This is a genomic window from Elusimicrobiota bacterium, assembly GCA_016218575.1.
GTDB lineage: Bacteria > Elusimicrobiota > Elusimicrobia > UBA1565 > UBA9628 > JACRDN01.
Genome location: JACRDN010000019.1, coordinates 281,692 through 298,403 on the forward strand (window position 1 = coordinate 281,692; position 16,712 = coordinate 298,403).

The 16,712-nt window shown below is 62.9% G+C and carries 14 protein-coding genes; 12 read left to right on the forward strand and 2 right to left on the reverse strand.

Annotated features, from left to right (window positions below; all coding sequences use genetic code 11):
* Positions 1-4 precede the first annotated feature (4 nt).
* The 12 genes from ftsA to lysA all read left to right on the forward strand — a co-directional run bounded on the left by ftsA (position 5) and on the right by lysA (position 13,601).
* Positions 5-1,246 carry a cell division protein FtsA gene (ftsA, locus tag HY921_09485; GenBank protein MBI5631102.1) on the forward strand — a complete coding sequence of 414 codons (1,242 nt, stop codon included), beginning with the start codon at positions 5-7 and terminating at the stop codon, positions 1,244-1,246.
* Positions 1,247-2,374 (forward strand): cell division protein FtsZ, encoded by a 1,128-nt coding sequence (gene ftsZ, locus HY921_09490; protein ID MBI5631103.1) that lies wholly within the window; start codon positions 1,247-1,249, stop codon positions 2,372-2,374.
* Positions 2,371-3,450 carry a PilT/PilU family type 4a pilus ATPase gene (locus HY921_09495; GenBank protein ID MBI5631104.1) on the forward strand — a complete coding sequence of 360 codons (1,080 nt, stop codon included), beginning with the start codon at positions 2,371-2,373 and terminating at the stop codon, positions 3,448-3,450. The genes ftsZ and HY921_09495 overlap by 4 nt, the downstream gene beginning before the upstream one ends.
* Positions 3,451-3,517: 67 nt before the next feature.
* Entirely contained in the window at positions 3,518-4,243 is a 726-nt protein-coding gene (locus HY921_09500) for a deoxynucleoside kinase (GenBank protein ID MBI5631105.1), read from the forward strand.
* Positions 4,230-4,928 (forward strand): laccase domain-containing protein, encoded by a 699-nt coding sequence (locus HY921_09505; GenBank protein ID MBI5631106.1) that lies wholly within the window; start codon positions 4,230-4,232, stop codon positions 4,926-4,928. Before HY921_09500 ends, HY921_09505 begins: the two co-directional genes overlap by 14 nt.
* A complete protein-coding gene (locus HY921_09510) occupies positions 4,925-6,025 on the forward strand; it encodes a histidinol-phosphate transaminase (protein MBI5631107.1) in 1,101 nt (366 codons plus the stop codon). The genes HY921_09505 and HY921_09510 overlap by 4 nt, the downstream gene beginning before the upstream one ends.
* Positions 6,007-6,714, forward strand: a complete 708-nt coding sequence (locus tag HY921_09515) for a (d)CMP kinase (protein MBI5631108.1) — start codon at positions 6,007-6,009, stop codon at positions 6,712-6,714. Before HY921_09510 ends, HY921_09515 begins: the two co-directional genes overlap by 19 nt.
* A 1-nt stretch (position 6,715) precedes the next feature.
* Entirely contained in the window at positions 6,716-7,321 is a 606-nt protein-coding gene (locus HY921_09520) for a 1-acyl-sn-glycerol-3-phosphate acyltransferase (protein ID MBI5631109.1), read from the forward strand.
* Positions 7,322-7,328: 7 nt separating this feature from the next.
* Complete coding sequence (locus HY921_09525; GenBank protein ID MBI5631110.1) at positions 7,329-8,546, forward strand: 30S ribosomal protein S1; 1,218 nt, start codon at positions 7,329-7,331, stop codon at positions 8,544-8,546.
* 4 nt (positions 8,547-8,550) lie between these two features.
* Positions 8,551-9,522 carry a tetratricopeptide repeat protein gene (locus HY921_09530; GenBank protein ID MBI5631111.1) on the forward strand — a complete coding sequence of 324 codons (972 nt, stop codon included), beginning with the start codon at positions 8,551-8,553 and terminating at the stop codon, positions 9,520-9,522.
* Positions 9,523-9,528: 6 nt separating this feature from the next.
* Positions 9,529-12,363 carry a PD40 domain-containing protein gene (locus tag HY921_09535; GenBank protein MBI5631112.1) on the forward strand — a complete coding sequence of 945 codons (2,835 nt, stop codon included), beginning with the start codon at positions 9,529-9,531 and terminating at the stop codon, positions 12,361-12,363.
* Entirely contained in the window at positions 12,363-13,601 is a 1,239-nt protein-coding gene (gene lysA / locus HY921_09540; GenBank protein ID MBI5631113.1) for a diaminopimelate decarboxylase, read from the forward strand. Before HY921_09535 ends, lysA begins: the two co-directional genes overlap by 1 nt.
* Positions 13,602-14,291: 690 nt before the next feature.
* Here the strand turns inward: lysA and HY921_09545 are convergent.
* Both HY921_09545 and HY921_09550 read right to left on the reverse strand, forming a co-directional pair.
* A complete protein-coding gene (locus HY921_09545) occupies positions 14,292-14,816 on the reverse strand; it encodes a hypothetical protein (GenBank protein ID MBI5631114.1) in 525 nt (174 codons plus the stop codon).
* A 510-nt stretch (positions 14,817-15,326) separates the two neighbouring features.
* Positions 15,327-16,691: a hypothetical protein gene (locus HY921_09550; protein MBI5631115.1), complete on the reverse strand. Its 1,365-nt coding sequence runs from the start codon at positions 16,689-16,691 to the stop codon at positions 15,327-15,329.
* Between the last annotated feature and the right edge of the window lie 21 nt (positions 16,692-16,712).

Consider the following 16,712-nt stretch of genomic DNA (forward strand, 5'->3'; position numbering starts at 1 on the left):
AACCATGGCAAAACAGGATGTGATCGCGGGAGTGGACATGGGCAGCGGCCGGGTGACTTGCCTGATCGCCGCCGCGGACGCCGATAGCCAGCGCCTCCGGATAGCGGGAGGCGCTAGCGTTGCCTGCCGGGGCATCAAGGGCGGGGTGGTCATCAACATCCACGAAACGGCGCGCGCCGTGGCCCAGGTGGTGGAGGAGGCGGAGGCCATGGCCAAGGCCGTGGTGTCGAGTCTTTATCTCGGCGTGCGCGGAGGGCATCTACAATCCTTCAACAACCGAGGCGCCTTCAACATCGCCAGGACGGACAAGGAGATCACCGCCGAGGACGTGGGCAGCGTGGTCGACAACGCCAAGGCCATTCCGCTTTCCTCCGACCGGGAGATCCTCCACGTCATTCCCCAGGGCTTCAGCCTCGACCGTCAGCGCGGGGTGCCGCATCCGGTGGGCATGGAAGGCTCGCTCCTCGAGGTCGAGGTCCACATCGTCACGGCCTCGAGCGCTCACTTGAACAATCTTTTCAAGACCGTAGCCGAGGCCGGCTTCGAGGTGGTCGAGCCCGTCTATGGGCTCCTGGCCGCCGGGGAGATGCTGGTGACCCCGGAGGAGAAGGACTTGGGCTGCCTGCTCATCGACCTGGGCGGCCAGTCGATCTCTTTGGGGGTCTACTCCGAGGGAAGCATCCGCTACTCCAAGGAGCTCTCGATAGGCTCTGACTTCATCACCCGCGACCTCGCGATGGGCCTGCGCACTTCCCTGGTGACCGCCGAGAAGATCAAGGTGGAGCACGGAGTGGCGCACCCGTCTCTGCTCAATGGAGACGATGAGATCAATTTTAACGGAGTGGACGGGCGGACCGCCAACCGCGTGAAGACCTCGACCATGATGGGCATCATCCTGCCCCGCGTCGAGGAGATATTCTCGCTCATCGGGGAGGAGCTGCAGAACTCCTCCTACGCGGACCTCGTGGTTCCAGGGGGCGTGGTCCTGACCGGGGGAGGGTCCCTTTTGCGCGGGACCGCGGCCGCGGCCGAGCAGATCCTGGGGATGTCGGTGCGCGTGGGCGTGCCCCACCCCGATCTTTTCATCGCCGACGACGAGTGGTTGAAGCCCAGCTACGCCACGGCCCTGGGGCTTCTGTATTTTTCCAAGCAGCTGCGCTGGGGCTCCGGCTCTGGCCGGGTGTTCGGGCGCAAGAAGGCCATGTGGCTCAGGCGCGTGACCTCTCTCTTCGAGGACCTGTTTTAGATGCGCATACAAGTCAGCGAGGACCTCAAGGAATCGCGGGCCGTCATTAAGGCGATCGGCGTGGGCGGGGCCGGCGGCAACGCCATCAATCGCATGGCCGAGATCGGAATCCAGGGGGTCGAGCTCATCGCCGCCAATTCCGACGCGCAGGATTTGAGGAGGAGCGCTGCCGAGGTCCGCGTCCAGGTGGGAGAGACCTTGACCCGCGGCCTCGGGGTCGGCGGGGACGCGGCCAAGGGGCGCCTGGCCATGATGGAGTCCGAGGAGCAGATCCGCGAGGTTCTCTCCGGCACCGACCTTGTCTTTATCACCGCGGGCATGGGGGGCGGCACCGGCACCGGGGGAGCCCCCGTGGTGTCCAGATGGGCCAAGGAAATGGGAGCGCTCACCATCGGGGTTGTGACCCGGCCCTTTGAATTCGAGAAGCTCCAGCGCGCCACCATCGCCGAGCAGGGTATCCAGGAGATGCGCCAAAACGTGGATACTTTGCTCGTGATCCCGAACCAGCGCCTTCTCGACATCGTGGACCCCGACACTCCCGACGACATGGCCTTCCGCTTGGCCGACGACGTCCTGCGCAAGTCCATACAGTCCATCTCGGACGTCATCATCACTCCCGGCCAGATCAACATGGACTTGAACGACATCCGTGCCGTCATGCAGAACGCCGGGGAGGCCTTGATCGGCATGGGAGAGGCTTCCGGGGCCGGCCGCGCCATCAAGGCGGCCAAGGCCGCGATCCATTCGCCCCTGCTCGAGAACGTGGTCATGGACGGGGCCAAGGGCCTCATCGTGAACATCACGGCCAAGAAATCCACCCTCAAGCTCTCCGAGACCGAGGAGGCCATGGGACTCATCGCCGGGGCCGCCAGTCAGGACGCCAAGATCAAGGTCGGCAAGGCTTGGGACGAGTCGCTGGAGGAGTCCATCCGCATCACGGTGATCGCCACGGGATTTCCCGCGCGCCGCGGCAACCGCAATCTGATCCGCGCGGGCTATAAGCGCTTTTCGGGCGGAGGCCAGGGACAGGGGGAGCCGTCCGACGCATCCATGCTGGGTGCGCCGAGCGCCCCCGAGCTTTGGAACAAGCCGGCCTTCCTGCGCCTTAAAGTGAGGAAACTAAAATGACCCTCCAGAGCCTGTTGAAGACGCTGGTCGACAAGCAGGGCAGCGACCTGCACGTGCGCGCCGGAGGCCCGGCCTACATGCGCTTGGATGGGGATCTGGCTCAGGTGGGCGCGGAGTCCGTCGGCGCTCAGGAGGCGGAGGCCATGCTCCTGGAGTTCGCCACGACCCGGGCCCGCAAGCAGTTCGAGAGCCGCGGGGAGTGCGATTTTTCCTTTCAACTGGGGGAGGAGGCGCGCTTTCGCGTCAACGCTTTTCGGCAGAGGTCTAAGCTGTCCCTGGCCGTGCGCCGCATCGCCATGACGATCCCGTCCATGCAGGACTTAAAGCTTCCAGCCGCAACCTTGCGCAAGATCGCCGACAACCAGAGGGGACTCATCTTGGTCACCGGCATCACCGGATCCGGGAAATCCTCCACTCTGGCGTCCATCCTCGACTACATCAACGAGTCTCGCCACGACCATATTTTGACCATCGAGGACCCCATCGAGTTCGTGCACAAGGACAAGAAGGCCATCGTCACCCAGCGAGAGATCGGCGAGGATACGGCGACCTTCGCCGACGGACTGCGCATGGCCATGCGCCAGGACCCCGACGTGATCATGGTGGGCGAGATGCGCGATCTCGAGACGACGTCGGCCGCCCTCACCGCGGCCTTGACCGGGCACCTGGTTCTGGCCACCATGCACACGGTGGACTCGGTCCAAACCATCGCTCGTGTGATCGACCTTTATCCTCCCCACCAGCAGCCCCTGATGCGCATCCAGTTGGCGGAGAGCCTGCGGGCCGTGATCGGGCAGAGGCTGCTTTCCTGCGTCAAGGGCGGGCGCGTGCCGGCCATCGAAATCCTGGTGGTCACGCCCCACGTGCGCAAACTCATCGAGGACAACAATTCCGTCGGGATCAATCAAGCCTGCGCCAAGGGGCAGTTCTACGGCATGCAGACCTTCAACCAGTCCCTGGTCAAGCTCTTCAAGGAAGGCCTGGCCACCGAGGCCGACATCATGGAGGCGGCCTCGAGCCCCGACGACGTGAAGCTGGCGCTGAGAGGGATAGAGCAGGAAATAAAGCCAGGGTAAGACTTCTCTACTAAAACAGAAACATTAAAGCGCTCCCTCAGGCCGGGAGCGCAGCGGAGGCCAACTTATGTTCGCGGAAGGATACATCGGCATCGCCGGAGTGATTGGAGTCGGGAAGTCCACCTTGACCGTGGAGCTGGCGCGAGCCTTGAATTTCGAGCCAATCCTGGAGGAGGTGGACGGCAACCCCTACCTGGACTATTTCTACCGCGACATGAAGTCCTACGGCACGATGATGCAGGTCTGGCTCTTGAATCATCGCTTTCGCCAGCATCGGGAGTTCGTGACGCGCATAAGCCTCGGCAAGATACGCGGCGTGATCCAGGACCGCACGATCTGGGAGGACACGATTTTCGCGCGCATGCTCAACGCCCATCCGGACAAGATCATCTCGGACCTCGACTACAACACTTACCTCGACCTCTTCGACAATATGGTCCTTCGCGAACTGGTCTTTCCCCAGCTTCTCATCTATCTCGAGTGCGATCCGCAAACCGCCATGGAGAGGATACGCATGAGGGGCCGCTCCATGGAGAGAACCATCAATCTCGACTACCTGCGCGCTCTCCACGAGAACTACGAGCAGTTCATCGGAGAGATGGAGCAGGCCGGCGTGAGGGTTTTGAGGCTCAAGTGGCAGCCCTTCAAGCCCATAGCCGAGGTGGTGAGGCTGGTGCACGAGTATTCCCTCAAACCCTCGCATTTCACCAAGTGGGTCAGGCCCTTGCGCCGCATCCCAGGGGCTTCCAAGGCGCTTGCCCCGAAGCCGGAAGCCGTCCATGTGGGCCGATGAGCGCTGGACTCCGGAGGGCCTGGTAGGCGGGGTGACGAGCAAGGCTTTGGGAGACATGAACTTCGACGAAAACCGCCGCAAGGCCCTGGCTCGGGCGGGTTTGGGGGGCTTCCCGGCCTATTTTGCCAAGCAAGTCCACGGGACCGGAGTCGTCGCCCTGGAGCGGGGCCGGTCCCCGGATCCCTGGCCGGAGGCCGACGGCTGGGCGACCCGGGAGGCAGGGCTGTGCCTGGGGGTTTTCGCGGCGGACTGCATGCCCTTGTTTGTCTGGCGCAGGGGCCGTGAAGGCGGCTCCGTCATAGGGCTTTTCCATTCCGGCTGGCGCGGCACCCGGGCGGGGATGCCCAGGGAGGCGGCCGAGTCTTTCCGGAGCCTCTACGGAGTGCCGGGGGAGGCTCTGGCGGCTTCCATCGGTCCGCACATCGGCCCCTGCTGCTACGAGGTAAGTTCGGAAACCGCGCGGGGATTTCCCGCCGGCGCCGTTTCGCGCCGGGAAGGGAAAATTTTCCTGGACTTGGGCGTTGCGGCCGCGCTTCAGCTCTCCGAGGCCGGCCTCGACCAATCCGACATCGCGACTTCCTCCGCCTGCACCTCCTGTGGGAAAGATGAATTTTATTCCTTCAGGCGCGACAAGCAGAGCTCCAGGATGCTGGCGTTTTTCGCGATCTCGGGGGCGGTCTCGTGAACGCGGTAGAGACCCCCTCCGCCCGGCGCTGCCTTCGGGCCGTAACCCCTTATTCCCCCGGCAAATCCATCGCCTCGGTGCGCAGGGAGCTGGGGCTCAAGAAGGTCGTCAAGCTCGCCTCCAACGAGAACCCCTTGGGCTCATCGGGGCGGGCCGCCGCCGCGTACCGCAAGGCCGCGGGGGTCCTGCGCCTCTACCCGGAGGGGGGAAGCCCGGAGCTGCGCCAGGCCCTGGCGCGGTTCCATGGGGTGGAGTTCGACCGGGTGCTGGCGGGCAACGGCTCCGATGAGATCATCCGGCTTCTCTGCGAGGCCTTCATCGAGCCGGAGGACGAGGTCATCCTGTCGCAATACGGGTTCATCCGCTTCAAGCAGCAGGCCGCCATGATGGGTGCCCGGATCATAGAGGTCCCCATGGTGGACTGGACCTATGATTTGAAGACCATGCTCGCCGCGGTGAGCCCGCGCACGAAGCTCTTATTCATCGCCAATCCCAACAATCCCACCGGAACCTACAATAATGAGGGGGAGATCCTGGAGCTCCTGGGTGCTGTGCCGAGCTCGGTCCTGGTGGTGCTCGACGAGGCCTACTGCCAGTACGCGCGGGAGTGGGGGGATTACCCCGACAGCGTCCCCGGACTCCTCGATCGCCACGAGAATCTCGTCGTCTTGAGGACTTTTTCCAAGGTGTACGGCTTGGCCGGCCTGCGCGCGGGCTACGCCCTGGCCAGCCCCGAGGTGATCGGCTGGCTCGACCGGATCCGCATGCCCTTCAACGTGAGCCTGCCCGCCCAAGAGGCCTGCGTCCTGGCCCTGAAGGACGAGGCTTTCGTGCGCCGCAGCGTGGCCCTCGTCTCCAAGGAGAGGCCCTGGCTCTGCGCGGCCTTGAGGGACCTTGGCTTCGCGGTGGAGGAATCGGCCGCCAATTTCCTGTTCGCGCGCTCTCCCATCCCGGGCCGGGAGCTGTTCTCTCGGCTGCTCAAACTCGGCGTCATTATCCGGCCGCTCGACGAGTACGGCTTGGCCCAAAACGTCCGCATCACCATCGGGACTCGTCCCGAAAACCAGGCCCTCCTAGCATGCCTAAAAAAAATATAAAGCGCCCAAAGGGCTTAATCATCGCCATGGACGGCCCCGCGGGGGTGGGGAAATCCACGGTCGGGCAGTTCGTGGCCAAGAGGCTCGGCTATCATTTCATCAACACGGGGGAGATGTACCGGGCCTTGACCTGGAAGGGGCTCGAGGTCGGTCTCGACTTGAAGGACGAGGTCGCGGTGGCGGCTCTGGCTCGCAAAATCCGTTGGGATTTCCGCCCCAGCGAGGAGGGAGGGACCGCCCTCAAGACTTGGATAGACGGGGAGGCCGTGACGAGCCAGATACGAAACGAGGCCGTGAGCGAGAAATCGAGCCTCGTCGCCGCGCATAAAAAGGTCCGCCAATTTTTTTGCCGCCTGCAGAGGCATCTCGGAAGCGGCGGCGGCATCGTCATGGAGGGGCGCGACATCACCACCCACGTGTTCCCGGACGCCGATTTCAAGATATACCTAGACGCATCCGTGGACGAGCGCGCCGCTCGCCGCTGCCGCCAGCTCAAAGCCGCCGGCCTTCCGGCGGACCTCCACAAGATCAGGGAGGCGATTCTCACTCGAGATTTGAACGATATCAAGAGAAAGATCAATCCTCTTTCCCAGGCGAGCGATGCCTTCCTCCTCGACTCTACCTCGCTTACCATGCGCCAAGTGGCCCAGAAAATCCTGCGCCTGGTCAAGAACGGCGGAGCGCGGTGAGTTGGAAGCCGGAGAGCTCGAAAGCGAACCCTTGCTGCGCCGCGGGCCCGCGCTCGTGGCCAAATGGCTGGCCAGGAGCGTGTGGAGGCTCAAGGTTTCCGGCCTCGAGCACGTTCCTCGCCGCGGCCCCGTGATTCTGGCGGCCAACCACGTATCCTTGGCGGACGGCCCTGTCCTGGCGGTGGCCGCCGGCTCGGTGAGGTCTCCGCATTTTTTGGGAAAGGCGGAGCTCTTCTTGGTGCCTCTTTTGGGCTGGTATTTGCGGCGGACCGGCGTAATCCCCCTGGAACGGCGCGGCGGGGACATCTCGGCCATGCGGGCGGCCGTGGAGCACCTGCGCGGCGGCGGGTGCCTCGCCCTGTTTCCCGAGGGAACGCGCTCCAAGACAGGGGTTCCCGGCGCGCCCAAGGCGGGCGTTTCTTTTCTGGCCGGCCGGACCGGGGCCGAGGTGGTGCCGGTGCGTCTTGTCAACACCGCCCGGGCGGCGCGCCTTTATCCCTTGGAGGCCCGCTTCGGACCGGGGCTTAGATTCGAGGGCGACATCGCCGACCGGGACGCATGCCTTGCTTTTGCCCGAGACGTGATGGCCCATATTTTGGCATTATAGTAGCGTCATGACCTCTAACGGAGAGACGACCATGGAAACCGCGAAACACCACGAGGACGAAAGCCAGGACAATCCGCCCGCCGAGCTCGAAGCCGCGCAGGACGAAAGCATGGAGGCTCTCCTGGCCCAGGAGGCCGCGACCAAGCAGAAATTGGCCAGCCGCCAGATCGCCTGGGTCAAGATCATTCAGGTGACCGCGGATCAGGTTTTGGTGGACGTCGGCGAAAAACGCGAAGGCATCATTGATTTGAGCGAGTTCTCGCCGTCGCAGGACAAGCCGGCCCAGCCCCCGGCCGTGGGCCAGCGCGTGCCTGTCCTCGCGGCGGGGAAGACCCGGGAGGGGGCGACCAAGCTATCCTACCGCCGGGCCAAGGCGGAGCTAGCCTGGCAATCCTGCCAAAAGGCCTTCCAGGACAAGGTCCGCGTGAGGGGACGCGTCACTTCCGCGATCAAGGGCGGGTTCCTGGTGGATTTGGGCGGGGTGCAGGGATTTTTGCCGGCGTCTCTGGCCGACCTTCGGCCGGTGCGAGAGCCCTCGCGCATGGTCGGGACCGGCGTGCGCTGCGTGATCCTCGAGCTCAACGACTCCAAGCGCCAGGCAGTGCTTTCCCGCAAGGCCGTTCTAGAGGAGGAGGTGGGCAAGAGAAAGCAGAAGGTTCTTTCCGAGCTCAAAGCGGGCGAGATACGCATTGGCCGGGTGGTCCGGGTCGCCCCGGAGGGGCTGACGGTGGATATAGGGGGCCTCGAGGGTCTTGTGCGGACGGCCGATATCTCGTGGGGCGCGCCCGCGGCACCCTCCGCCCAGCAAAGGGGGACCAAGGTCCGGGTCAAGGTCCTGTCCAAGCCCGCCCAGGAGGCGGAGAAGGTGCTTCTCGGCATCAAGCAGCTGCTCCCCAATCCCGTCGACGCCGTGCGAAAGAAGTACCCTCTTAAGTCCGTGGTCCGCGGCAAGGTGCTCGAGGCCGGTCCGGCCGGAGTCAGGATCGCGGTGGGCGAGAAGCAGAAGGCTTTTTGCCCGGTTTCGGAATGCGATCCCGAGGCTTCCTGCAAGGCAGGAGACGCTGTTTCAGGGTTTGTCATCGGAGTCAACGCCGAGACTTTCGAGATTTTGTTCTCCATGGCCAAATTCAACGAGATCCAGGATAAGAAGCGGGTGGCCCAGTATTTGAAGGCCCCCCGGCCCCTGACGCTCGGTCAGGTCCTCGGGCCGGAGCAGGAGGAATAAAAATTTGAGTCATCCCAATCCCGAGGGGCTGGCCCATCGGGTGAGGCCCGTTCGTCACGGCGGCGTGAGCCTTTACTGGCTCGGCACCAAGACCCTATGGGCGCTGGCGGCCTTCTCCCTCTTGAGCTTTTTGGCCGTCCTCTACCTCGTGTTCCGAGACCTTGGCCTGGAGAGGCCCAAGACCGCCGCCGTGTACCCTCCGCCCCAGATCGACACGGCCATCGCCCAGGCCCAGGACAAGCTCAAGGCCGATCCCCAGGACCTGGCGGCCCTGGTGGAGCTGGGCAGCCTCCATTTCGAGCAAGGCAAGGACCACTACGTCGAGGCCATCAACGAGCTGGAGGAGGCGCGCGATCTCGGGGCCTTGGACGCCCGCATTTTCTATTGCCTGGGGACCATGTACCAGGAGGTGGGGCTTTACCCCTTCGCCTTGGAGGAGTACAAGAGGTTTCTGCGGCACTTCCCGAACGATCGCGAGGTGCGCATGCTTTTGGCCAAGCTTCTCTACAAGCAGGGGCGTTTCCCCGAGGCGGTGGCCGAGTATGAAAGGCTGAAATTCCATTACCCCAAGGACAGCCTGATCCTGGAAAATTTCGGCTTGAGCCTCTGGGCGGCCAAGGCCTTGGGCCGGGCCTTGGAGGCCTTCTCGGGACTCAAGGCCATGGGCCCCGAGGAGGCCAAGCGGGCCTCTTTCTACATCGGGCAGATCCATTACGAGCAGGAGCAGTACAAGCAGGCCCTGGAGCAGCTCCTGCAATGCCGCGGCCAGGCCGGAGCCCCGGGGTTCGGCATACAGCCAGAGAAAATCTACGCGGCCCTGGCCATGACCTATCAAAAGTTGGGCGACCTTGCCTCCGCCAAGGAGGCCTGGGAGATGGTCTTGTCCCAGACCCCCAACGACTCCAAGGCCCAGGTGGCCTTCAAGGACGTCGAGCGCCGCCTTTCCCGCGCCAAAAAATCCGCGAAAAAGACGTAGCGGTCCATGAGCGTCGCTTCCTGGCTGCTGACGCTCCTGGCCTGGAACGTCGTCTCTGCCCAGGAGTTCGGACAGAACCAGGTGATCCGGCGGGACTTCGATTGGAAGGTCCGCTCGAGCCCCCACTTCGATCTGTACTACTACGATGAAGGGGCGGGGCTCGTGGTCGAGGCCGCCGGAATCCTTGAAGCGTCGTTCGAGCGCCTGACGCGGGAGCTCAGGATTTTGCCCAACGGCCCATCCTGGCTCCCGGAGCGCCTTAAAAAAAAGCGGAAATGGAGGCGGCGCCCCTTCTTCCTTTACGCCAGCCCCAACGACTTTCAGCAATCCGCCATCGCCGAGGCCGGAGACGGCACCGGGGGCATCACCGAGCCATTCAAGGACCGCTTCATGGTCTACAACGACGGCTCGCGCCAGTGGCTCTGCGAGGTGTCCGCTCACGAGCTCGTCCACATCCTGCAGTTCGAGGTGCTCATGAGCGGGTTTTGGAAAACCGGGAAAATACTGAAGTCGTTTCTCTATCCCCTTTGGATGATGGAGGGCATGCCCGGGTTCTTGACCCGCGACATCGAATCCGCCCTCGAGGAGACCGTGATCCGCGACGCGGCGACCTCGGGCGGGCTCATCCCCTTGACCCATCTCGAGCATTTCGGGCATTTAAAACCCCATCAGATCGTCCTGGCCTACCGGGAGGGTGCCCAGGCCATGGAGTTCCTGGCCGAGCAATACGGCTCCCGCAAGCCCGGCGACATGCTGAGAATTTTCGAGAGCCGCTTCGAGACCTCCCAGGTCCTACAGGAGCTCGTGGGTCTCAACGCCCGCAAGTTCAGCGCCAAGTTCCTCGAGTACGTGGAGAATAAGTACAAGCGCGTCGCGCGGGCGCAAGGCCTGCGCGAGCCGGAGACCTTCGGTTCGCCGCTCACGGCTTCGAAAGGCCGCATCCCCGAGTTCAACAGTGGCCCGGCCTTGAGCCCGGACTTAAAGACCGCGTACTACGCCACGACCGCGGACGGGCACCCTCCCGAGATCCGCGCCCTCGATCTGGGTACGGGGCGCTCGCGCAAAATCCTGGGCTATCGGCCCTCCCGGATCGAAAACCTCCCCCTCGGCCGCTTCGCCAATATCTCCCGGGTCTTGGCGGTTTCACCGAACGGGCGGAGGCTGGCGTTTTCCGCCACGAAAAACCACAGGGACGCGCTCTATATTTACGATATTGCGTCCAAGCGCCTGGAACGCAGGGAGCTTCCCGGCTTCTCGGCTCTGAACCAGCCGGCGTTCTCGCCCGACTCGAAATTCCTGGCCTTCTCGGCCATGGAAAACGCGGGCACCGATCTTTACCTTTACGAGCTCGCCTCCGGCCGCCTGCGGCGGCTGACCGATGACTCCGAGGACGACGACATGCCGGCCTTCACCCCGGACGGCGCGGCGCTCATCTACTCCAAGGAGATCGGCCCGGGGCGGCGGCTCTACCGCCTGAGCCTGGCCGATTCGCGGCAGACCCGCCTCGAGAATTCTGGCGGCGAAGCCCGAGATCCCGTGGTGTCGCCGGACGGCAAGAGGGCGCTTTTCATCTTGGAGGGGTCCGACTCATCGGAGATCGCCGAGCTGGACCTGGAAACAGGGAAAGTCTCCAGGCTCACCAAGAGCCTGGGGGCCTGCTACACCCCGAGCTACGCGGGACGGGGCGAGATCGTATTCGCCGCCCTGCGCCGGGGGAGCGTCCACTTGTACAAAGGACCGCGTTCCAAGTTCCTAGACGAGGCAGTGCCTCAGGAGCTTGCGGGGGATGCCTTTGAGCCCGCAAGGAGCTCGGCCGCTTTGTCCGGAGAGCGCCCGTACCAATTCTCCTACTCCACCGACCTTTTCATCCCCGCCCTCTTCTATTCCTCGGAGGGAGGGCTGTTCATGGCCGGCTATTGGCAGGGCTCGGACCTTCTAGGGCGCCACCAGAACCAGGCCCTCTTCAATTACCACTCCGCCAAGAGCTACTCCTACCAAACGAGCTACCTGTACCGGCGCTGGCGGCCGCAGCTCTTCGCCGGGGTGACGGGGTTCAGCCAGGAGGACCTGATCGACGCGGACTTGCACCGCGTGGACGACGTCGCGCATTCCCAATTCGCCGGGGTGCGCTACCCCTTCGACCGCTTCCACCGCGTGGACGCCTTCCTGCAGTCGGCCAGCGAGCAGGTCGTGGACCGCGCCGACAGGACCCAAGAGGACCGCCAGGCCAGGCTCTACGGCCTGTCCTTGACCCGGGATACGGTGCGAGGCCGGTATCTCGTGCCCAACCAGGGCAGCCGCTTGGAGTTCTCCTATTCCCGGGCCGTGGCCGCGGCGGGGGGAAACCGGAGCTATTACGTCGCGGGGGCCGAAGGGCACAAGTTCGTGGCCACCGGAAGCCAGAGCGCGCTTTCGTTTCGCGCGGCCGCGGCCCGGGCCCTGGGGCCGGACCGGCCCCAGCTTCTTCTGGGAGGGCTCGGGGGCGTGCGCGGCTACGCCCGGGCCTCGAAGCGGGACCTGGGCGGCCATTTGGGGCTTCTCAACGCGGAGTGGCGCTTTCCCCTGATTCGGGACCTCAACTACTATATGTGGTACATCTTCCCCGATTTCTACTTCAAGGCGGTATTTGGTACGATTTTCGCCGATGCGGGTTATGCCTGGGATTCCGAGGGTCAATTGTCGCGCAGCCGCTGGCGGGACCTGCGCCAATCCGTGGGCCTCGGGATCCGGATACACACCTTCATCCTTCAGCAATTTCCCTTCGTGATTTCCATGGACTACGCCCGCCGCACCACGCAGAACGGCGGGATTTTCTACGTCTACCTGGGGCAGGTATTCTGATGCTGGGCTACCGCGGGGGCGAGCTTTATTTGGATGGAGTCTCGGCGCGCGCGGTAGCACAGCGCTTCGGCACGCCGCTTTACGTCTACTCCCGGGACCTCGTTTTGGAGCGATTCAGGGCGCTGAAGAAGGCCTTCAAAGCGCGCTCGCCGCTTATCTGCTACGCCCTCAAGGCCAACTCCAACGCGGCCCTCTGCCGGGCCTTGGCCAAGGCCGGGGCCGGTGCGGACATCGTGTCCGGAGGGGAGCTCCAAAGAGCCCTGCGGGCCGGTTTCAAGCCCCGCAGGATCGTCTTCTCCGGAGTCGGAAAAACCCAGGAGGAAATGGCCCTGGCCCTGCGCTCGGGCGTGCTCACCCTCAACGTGGAGTCGAGGGAGGAACTGGAGGCCCTGGAAAGGACCGCCCGGCGCCTGCGCATCCCAGCCCCGGTCTCGGTGAGGCTCAACCCCGATGTGGACCCGGGAACCCACCCCCATATCACCACGGGGATCTCGGAGAACAAGTTCGGGGTCGAGGCCGGGGAGGCCTTGGAGCTCTACGAGAAAGCCGTTAAAAGTCCCTGGCTCAAGATCCAAGGCATACAGTGCCATATCGGCTCTCAGATCACGTCGGTGGAGCCCTATCTTCGGGCCGCGCGCTCGCTCGCGCGGGTCGCGGCAAGGCTTCAAAAAAAAGGCATAAGGCTCGGGCTCATGGATATGGGCGGGGGGCTCGGGATCACTTACGACAGAGAAAAACCATTGAAGCTGAAGGTCCTGGCCCAAGGGCTTGCGAGGATATTGGCGCCCTGGCCCCAGGCCCGGCTTCTCCTCGAGCCGGGGCGCTATCTCGTGGCCGAGGCCGGGGTGCTGCTCACGACAGTGCTCTACCGGAAAAAAACCGCGAGGCGGCGCTTCGCCGTCGTGGACGCGGCCATGAACGACCTGGCCCGTCCCGCGCTTTACGGCGCGCGCCACCCCGTCTGGCCCGCTCTCCGGCGCTCGGGGCCCGCTCTCCCCATGGACGTGGTCGGCCCGGTCTGCGAGTCCGGGGACTTCCTGGCCAAGGGCTGCCTCCTTGCCGAGCCCGAGCCCGGAGACGTCTTGGCCGTTCTCAAGGCCGGGGCCTACGGGTTCTCCATGAGCTCCCAGTACAACTCGCGCCCTCGGGCCGCCGAGGTCCTGCTCAAGGGGGGGAAGGCGAAGCTCTCGCGCCGCCGCGAGACCCTCGAGGATTTGATCCGCTGTGAAGAAGTATAGCGGCTAAAAAAACCATGGAAGAGTCCGGGCTGTCTTTTTTTCAGAGAACCGTTGTCGCGGTTCGCAAGTTTTCCGGATTTTTCTCCGCGGGAGCTTCCTCCCGTGGTTTTTTTAGGAATCGTCCTTCATGAGAGTTCTGCCTTCGGTTCTTCTCTGGTCTTTCCAGCCTTTCCTGAAATTGCGCTGATTTTTGGGCTGAGTTCAGCCTTCCCGCCCTTCTGGTTTTTGCCTCCACCGAGCTTGCTTCGCTGGTTTTCCCAGAAGGGCCCGAATTGAGCTGAAAATCAGCCGAAAACTTGCCAACTTTTCGCCTGCTTCCAGCCCTTGCCTTTTGGGGTCCTGTCCGGATCTGCCTGCCCGCCTTTCCTTGGTGCCATGGTTTTTTAAAAGCGCCGTCCGGGGATTCCGGGCTTATTGAAATTCCCCGGGAATTGGCAACTTTTTGCCCATTTTGAGCGGTGTATTTCGGGCCGTCAGGAGGTTGGGGGAAGGGCTGTGGAAGCCCCAGGACCGCCAATTTTGGAAATCTCACAAAACCCGACGGTTAATTTAAAAACGCATTCATTTTCATGGGGAATTGTGAATTTTCTGAGAAAGATTCTTGATGGCCCAGGGTTGTTCTCTTGCCATATTATGAAACATAATATTTATTATCGTTAGTAGTAGAATCCGCCCCCGCGGGAGGCCCCCTTACGACAGGCCGGTGATGGCCGCGGTCAGCTGATTGGCCAGGATGTAGGCTTTTAGGCGGCCGGGGGCGGTAAGCTCGTAGCGGCGGGCGCGGCGCGATCCCGAGGAGAGGATTTCGCCCTTCGCAACGCCTTCTTGGAGGGCCCTGTCCATGCGCAAGATCGGGTAGCCGGAGGCTCTGAGCCACTTGGCGAGCTGGGTGGCCGTGGGTTTGGGCTGGTTGAGGAGTTTTTGAGAGGCGGCCAGGAGCACCAGGCAGGCGTCTTTTTCGCTCTTATCCTGGCTTAATTTGGCCCGCAATTGGATGTTCCGGCCCTTGGCCTCGGTGAGTACGTCCCAGGCGATATTGGGATGCCCTAGAGCGTTTTGAGGCCCATAGAGGGATGTTTCCACGCTCCCCGGCCTGTTCCAAAGGCTCGTAAATTCCCGCCTTTCCCGGTAGATGAACTCGGGGGTCCCTTCGGCCTCGAACTCGGCGCCGTTGGGCCATTTGATCTTGATGCGATGGGGCTTGTCTTCCGGCATGTCGTGATTTTGTCAAATAGATATTTATAAGTCAATGACATGTGGATATTCGGTGAATATTGTTTTATAGCGAATTAAACACGCAGTATAAGTCAAAACTTATGACATTAAAATCTTAATGAAAAATTTTATGCCAAATATAAGACAGTGAAATGTGGATAGCGCTGTGGATAATTATGGGAAGCGGAGGGGGAAGTCAGGGGGGATTTAGGTTTTCCCCCTCCTCGAGAAAATGAAAGTTTCCACGTAGAAAAAACTATGTAAGACGGCGGAATTCTCCCCCTCTCGCTGAGAAAAACCAGGGCAGAAGAGTCTCTGACTTAAAAATGCGGAGTTCGATGCTCGGATGAGCCGCTGATTTCAGGCCGGCCGTGTAATTTTAAGGCAAGGATTTCAGTTCTTTGGCCAGCTTTTTCAGGAGTTGATTTTGCCTTTCGAATTCGGCTCGAAGCGTAGCCGTCCGGCGCAAGGAGGCGATCTCCAAGGCGGCCTGGTGGAGGGCGATTCGACCTAGAACCGACCGGAGGCTTCGAGGGCGTACTTGTGGGCGCTGCCATGGGCCGCGTTCGAGGCGGAACCCACGCTGAACAGGGCCGCGGAGGCGGAGAGGGTGAAACGGTCTTGGATCTGGTAGCGCAGCCTAAAATCCCATTCCGAGCCCAAATTGCGGGGTCCCGCGCGTATCCTGTCGGCCTGGAACAGGAAATAATCCAGGTCCAGGGCCACTCCCTTGTAGGCCGGAGGGGTAAAGCCCCCTCCCGCCACCAAGATGCCGCTGGCGTTGGCGTTGAGGCCGCTGGAGACCGCGTAATTGCCCCCCCAGGCGTCATAAGGGGAGGCCCCGAAGAAATCGCCGAAGCCGCCGCGCTCGAGACCGTTGTAGCGGTGTCCCCGGGTTGGAAAAAAAGCCTCGTCGGTGGTGGGCGTCCCCGGCTTGTCTCCGCTGGCTCTGGCCACCGAGAGGCGGGCGATGCCTTCCCCGAGGCGGGGAAGGTTCTGCTTCCATTTGGCCTTGAATACCTGCGCGTCTCCTTGATAGGTGACGTGGTTGGCCAAGGGAACGCCCCCGGTGGGGGTTCCCGCCCCCCGCTCCAAGGCGAGCTCCCCATCGAAGACCAGGGGGCCGTAGCTCATCTGGTAATGCAGGCTCGTGAAGCTCCGCATGGCCTTCGAAATCATGCAATTCTGGCCCACCCAGGTCGTGTTCGCGCAGCCGAACACGGTTTGGACGGTTCTATCCCGCTCCAGGAGCTGGCTTAACTGCCAGAGCCCATCGGTGGGCAGGCTCAGGGACAGCCCCAGGAGATCCAGGTTGTTGGGCGCCCCAAACAGGGGGTTCTTGTCCTGGAAGACGAAGCCCTCGAGCTTGAGCCCCCCCCATGGGAGCTCCCCTCCGGCCTTGATTCCGGTGAGCCCGGCCCCGTCATCATCGAGGAGGAGCCCGCTTCCCAGCTTGTAGCTCTGCCGCCCGAAGACGGCCTCGAGATTCTTGCCGAACAGATGGTTGGCCTTGATGTAGGCGTTCTCGAAGAAAGGGGTGAAGTTCGAGCTCGGGTAGATGGCCGCCGCCCTATCAAAGGGCGCTGAGAGGGTCGCGGTCGAACCAGAGACCCCCAAGGCGCGCAGGAGGATGGCCACGTCCAGGCTCGGCTCCTCCGCCCCCGCCGCGTCTTCAAGAGCGATCTTTCGCACCGCGAACCCCAGTCGGGCGTCGTTCTCGATGAAGGAGCGCTTGTTGGAGGAGTTCGCCGAGCTTAGGTCCAGGTTCGTGTAGGAGAGGGCGCGCAGGCGGTAGGCGGCCGTGACGTCGAGGTTGGAGGCCCGCGCCGAGGCGGCCAAAAACGGCAGGACTAGGGCCAACGCTGGGGCGCGCATTTGAAAAAATCCTATCAAATT

What these genes read in the sequence shown, in the direction of transcription:
- HY921_09495 (MBI5631104.1), top strand. Translation starts at nt 2,371, where the DNA reads ATGACCCTCCAGAGCCTGTTGAAGACGCTGGTCGACAAGCAGGGCAGC.
- ftsZ (MBI5631103.1), top strand. Translation starts at nt 1,247, where the DNA reads ATGCGCATACAAGTCAGCGAGGACCTCAAGGAATCGCGGGCCGTCATT.
- HY921_09515 (MBI5631108.1), top strand. Translation starts at nt 6,007, where the DNA reads ATGCCTAAAAAAAATATAAAGCGCCCAAAGGGCTTAATCATCGCCATG.
- ftsA (MBI5631102.1), top strand. Translation starts at nt 5, where the DNA reads ATGGCAAAACAGGATGTGATCGCGGGAGTGGACATGGGCAGCGGCCGG.
- HY921_09550 (MBI5631115.1), bottom strand. Translation starts at nt 16,691, where the DNA reads ATGCGCGCCCCAGCGTTGGCCCTAGTCCTGCCGTTTTTGGCCGCCTCG.
- HY921_09525 (MBI5631110.1), top strand. Translation starts at nt 7,329, where the DNA reads ATGACCTCTAACGGAGAGACGACCATGGAAACCGCGAAACACCACGAG.
- HY921_09535 (MBI5631112.1), top strand. Translation starts at nt 9,529, where the DNA reads ATGAGCGTCGCTTCCTGGCTGCTGACGCTCCTGGCCTGGAACGTCGTC.
- lysA (MBI5631113.1), top strand. Translation starts at nt 12,363, where the DNA reads ATGCTGGGCTACCGCGGGGGCGAGCTTTATTTGGATGGAGTCTCGGCG.
- HY921_09545 (MBI5631114.1), bottom strand. Translation starts at nt 14,816, where the DNA reads ATGCCGGAAGACAAGCCCCATCGCATCAAGATCAAATGGCCCAACGGC.
- HY921_09505 (MBI5631106.1), top strand. Translation starts at nt 4,230, where the DNA reads ATGTGGGCCGATGAGCGCTGGACTCCGGAGGGCCTGGTAGGCGGGGTG.
- HY921_09500 (MBI5631105.1), top strand. Translation starts at nt 3,518, where the DNA reads ATGTTCGCGGAAGGATACATCGGCATCGCCGGAGTGATTGGAGTCGGG.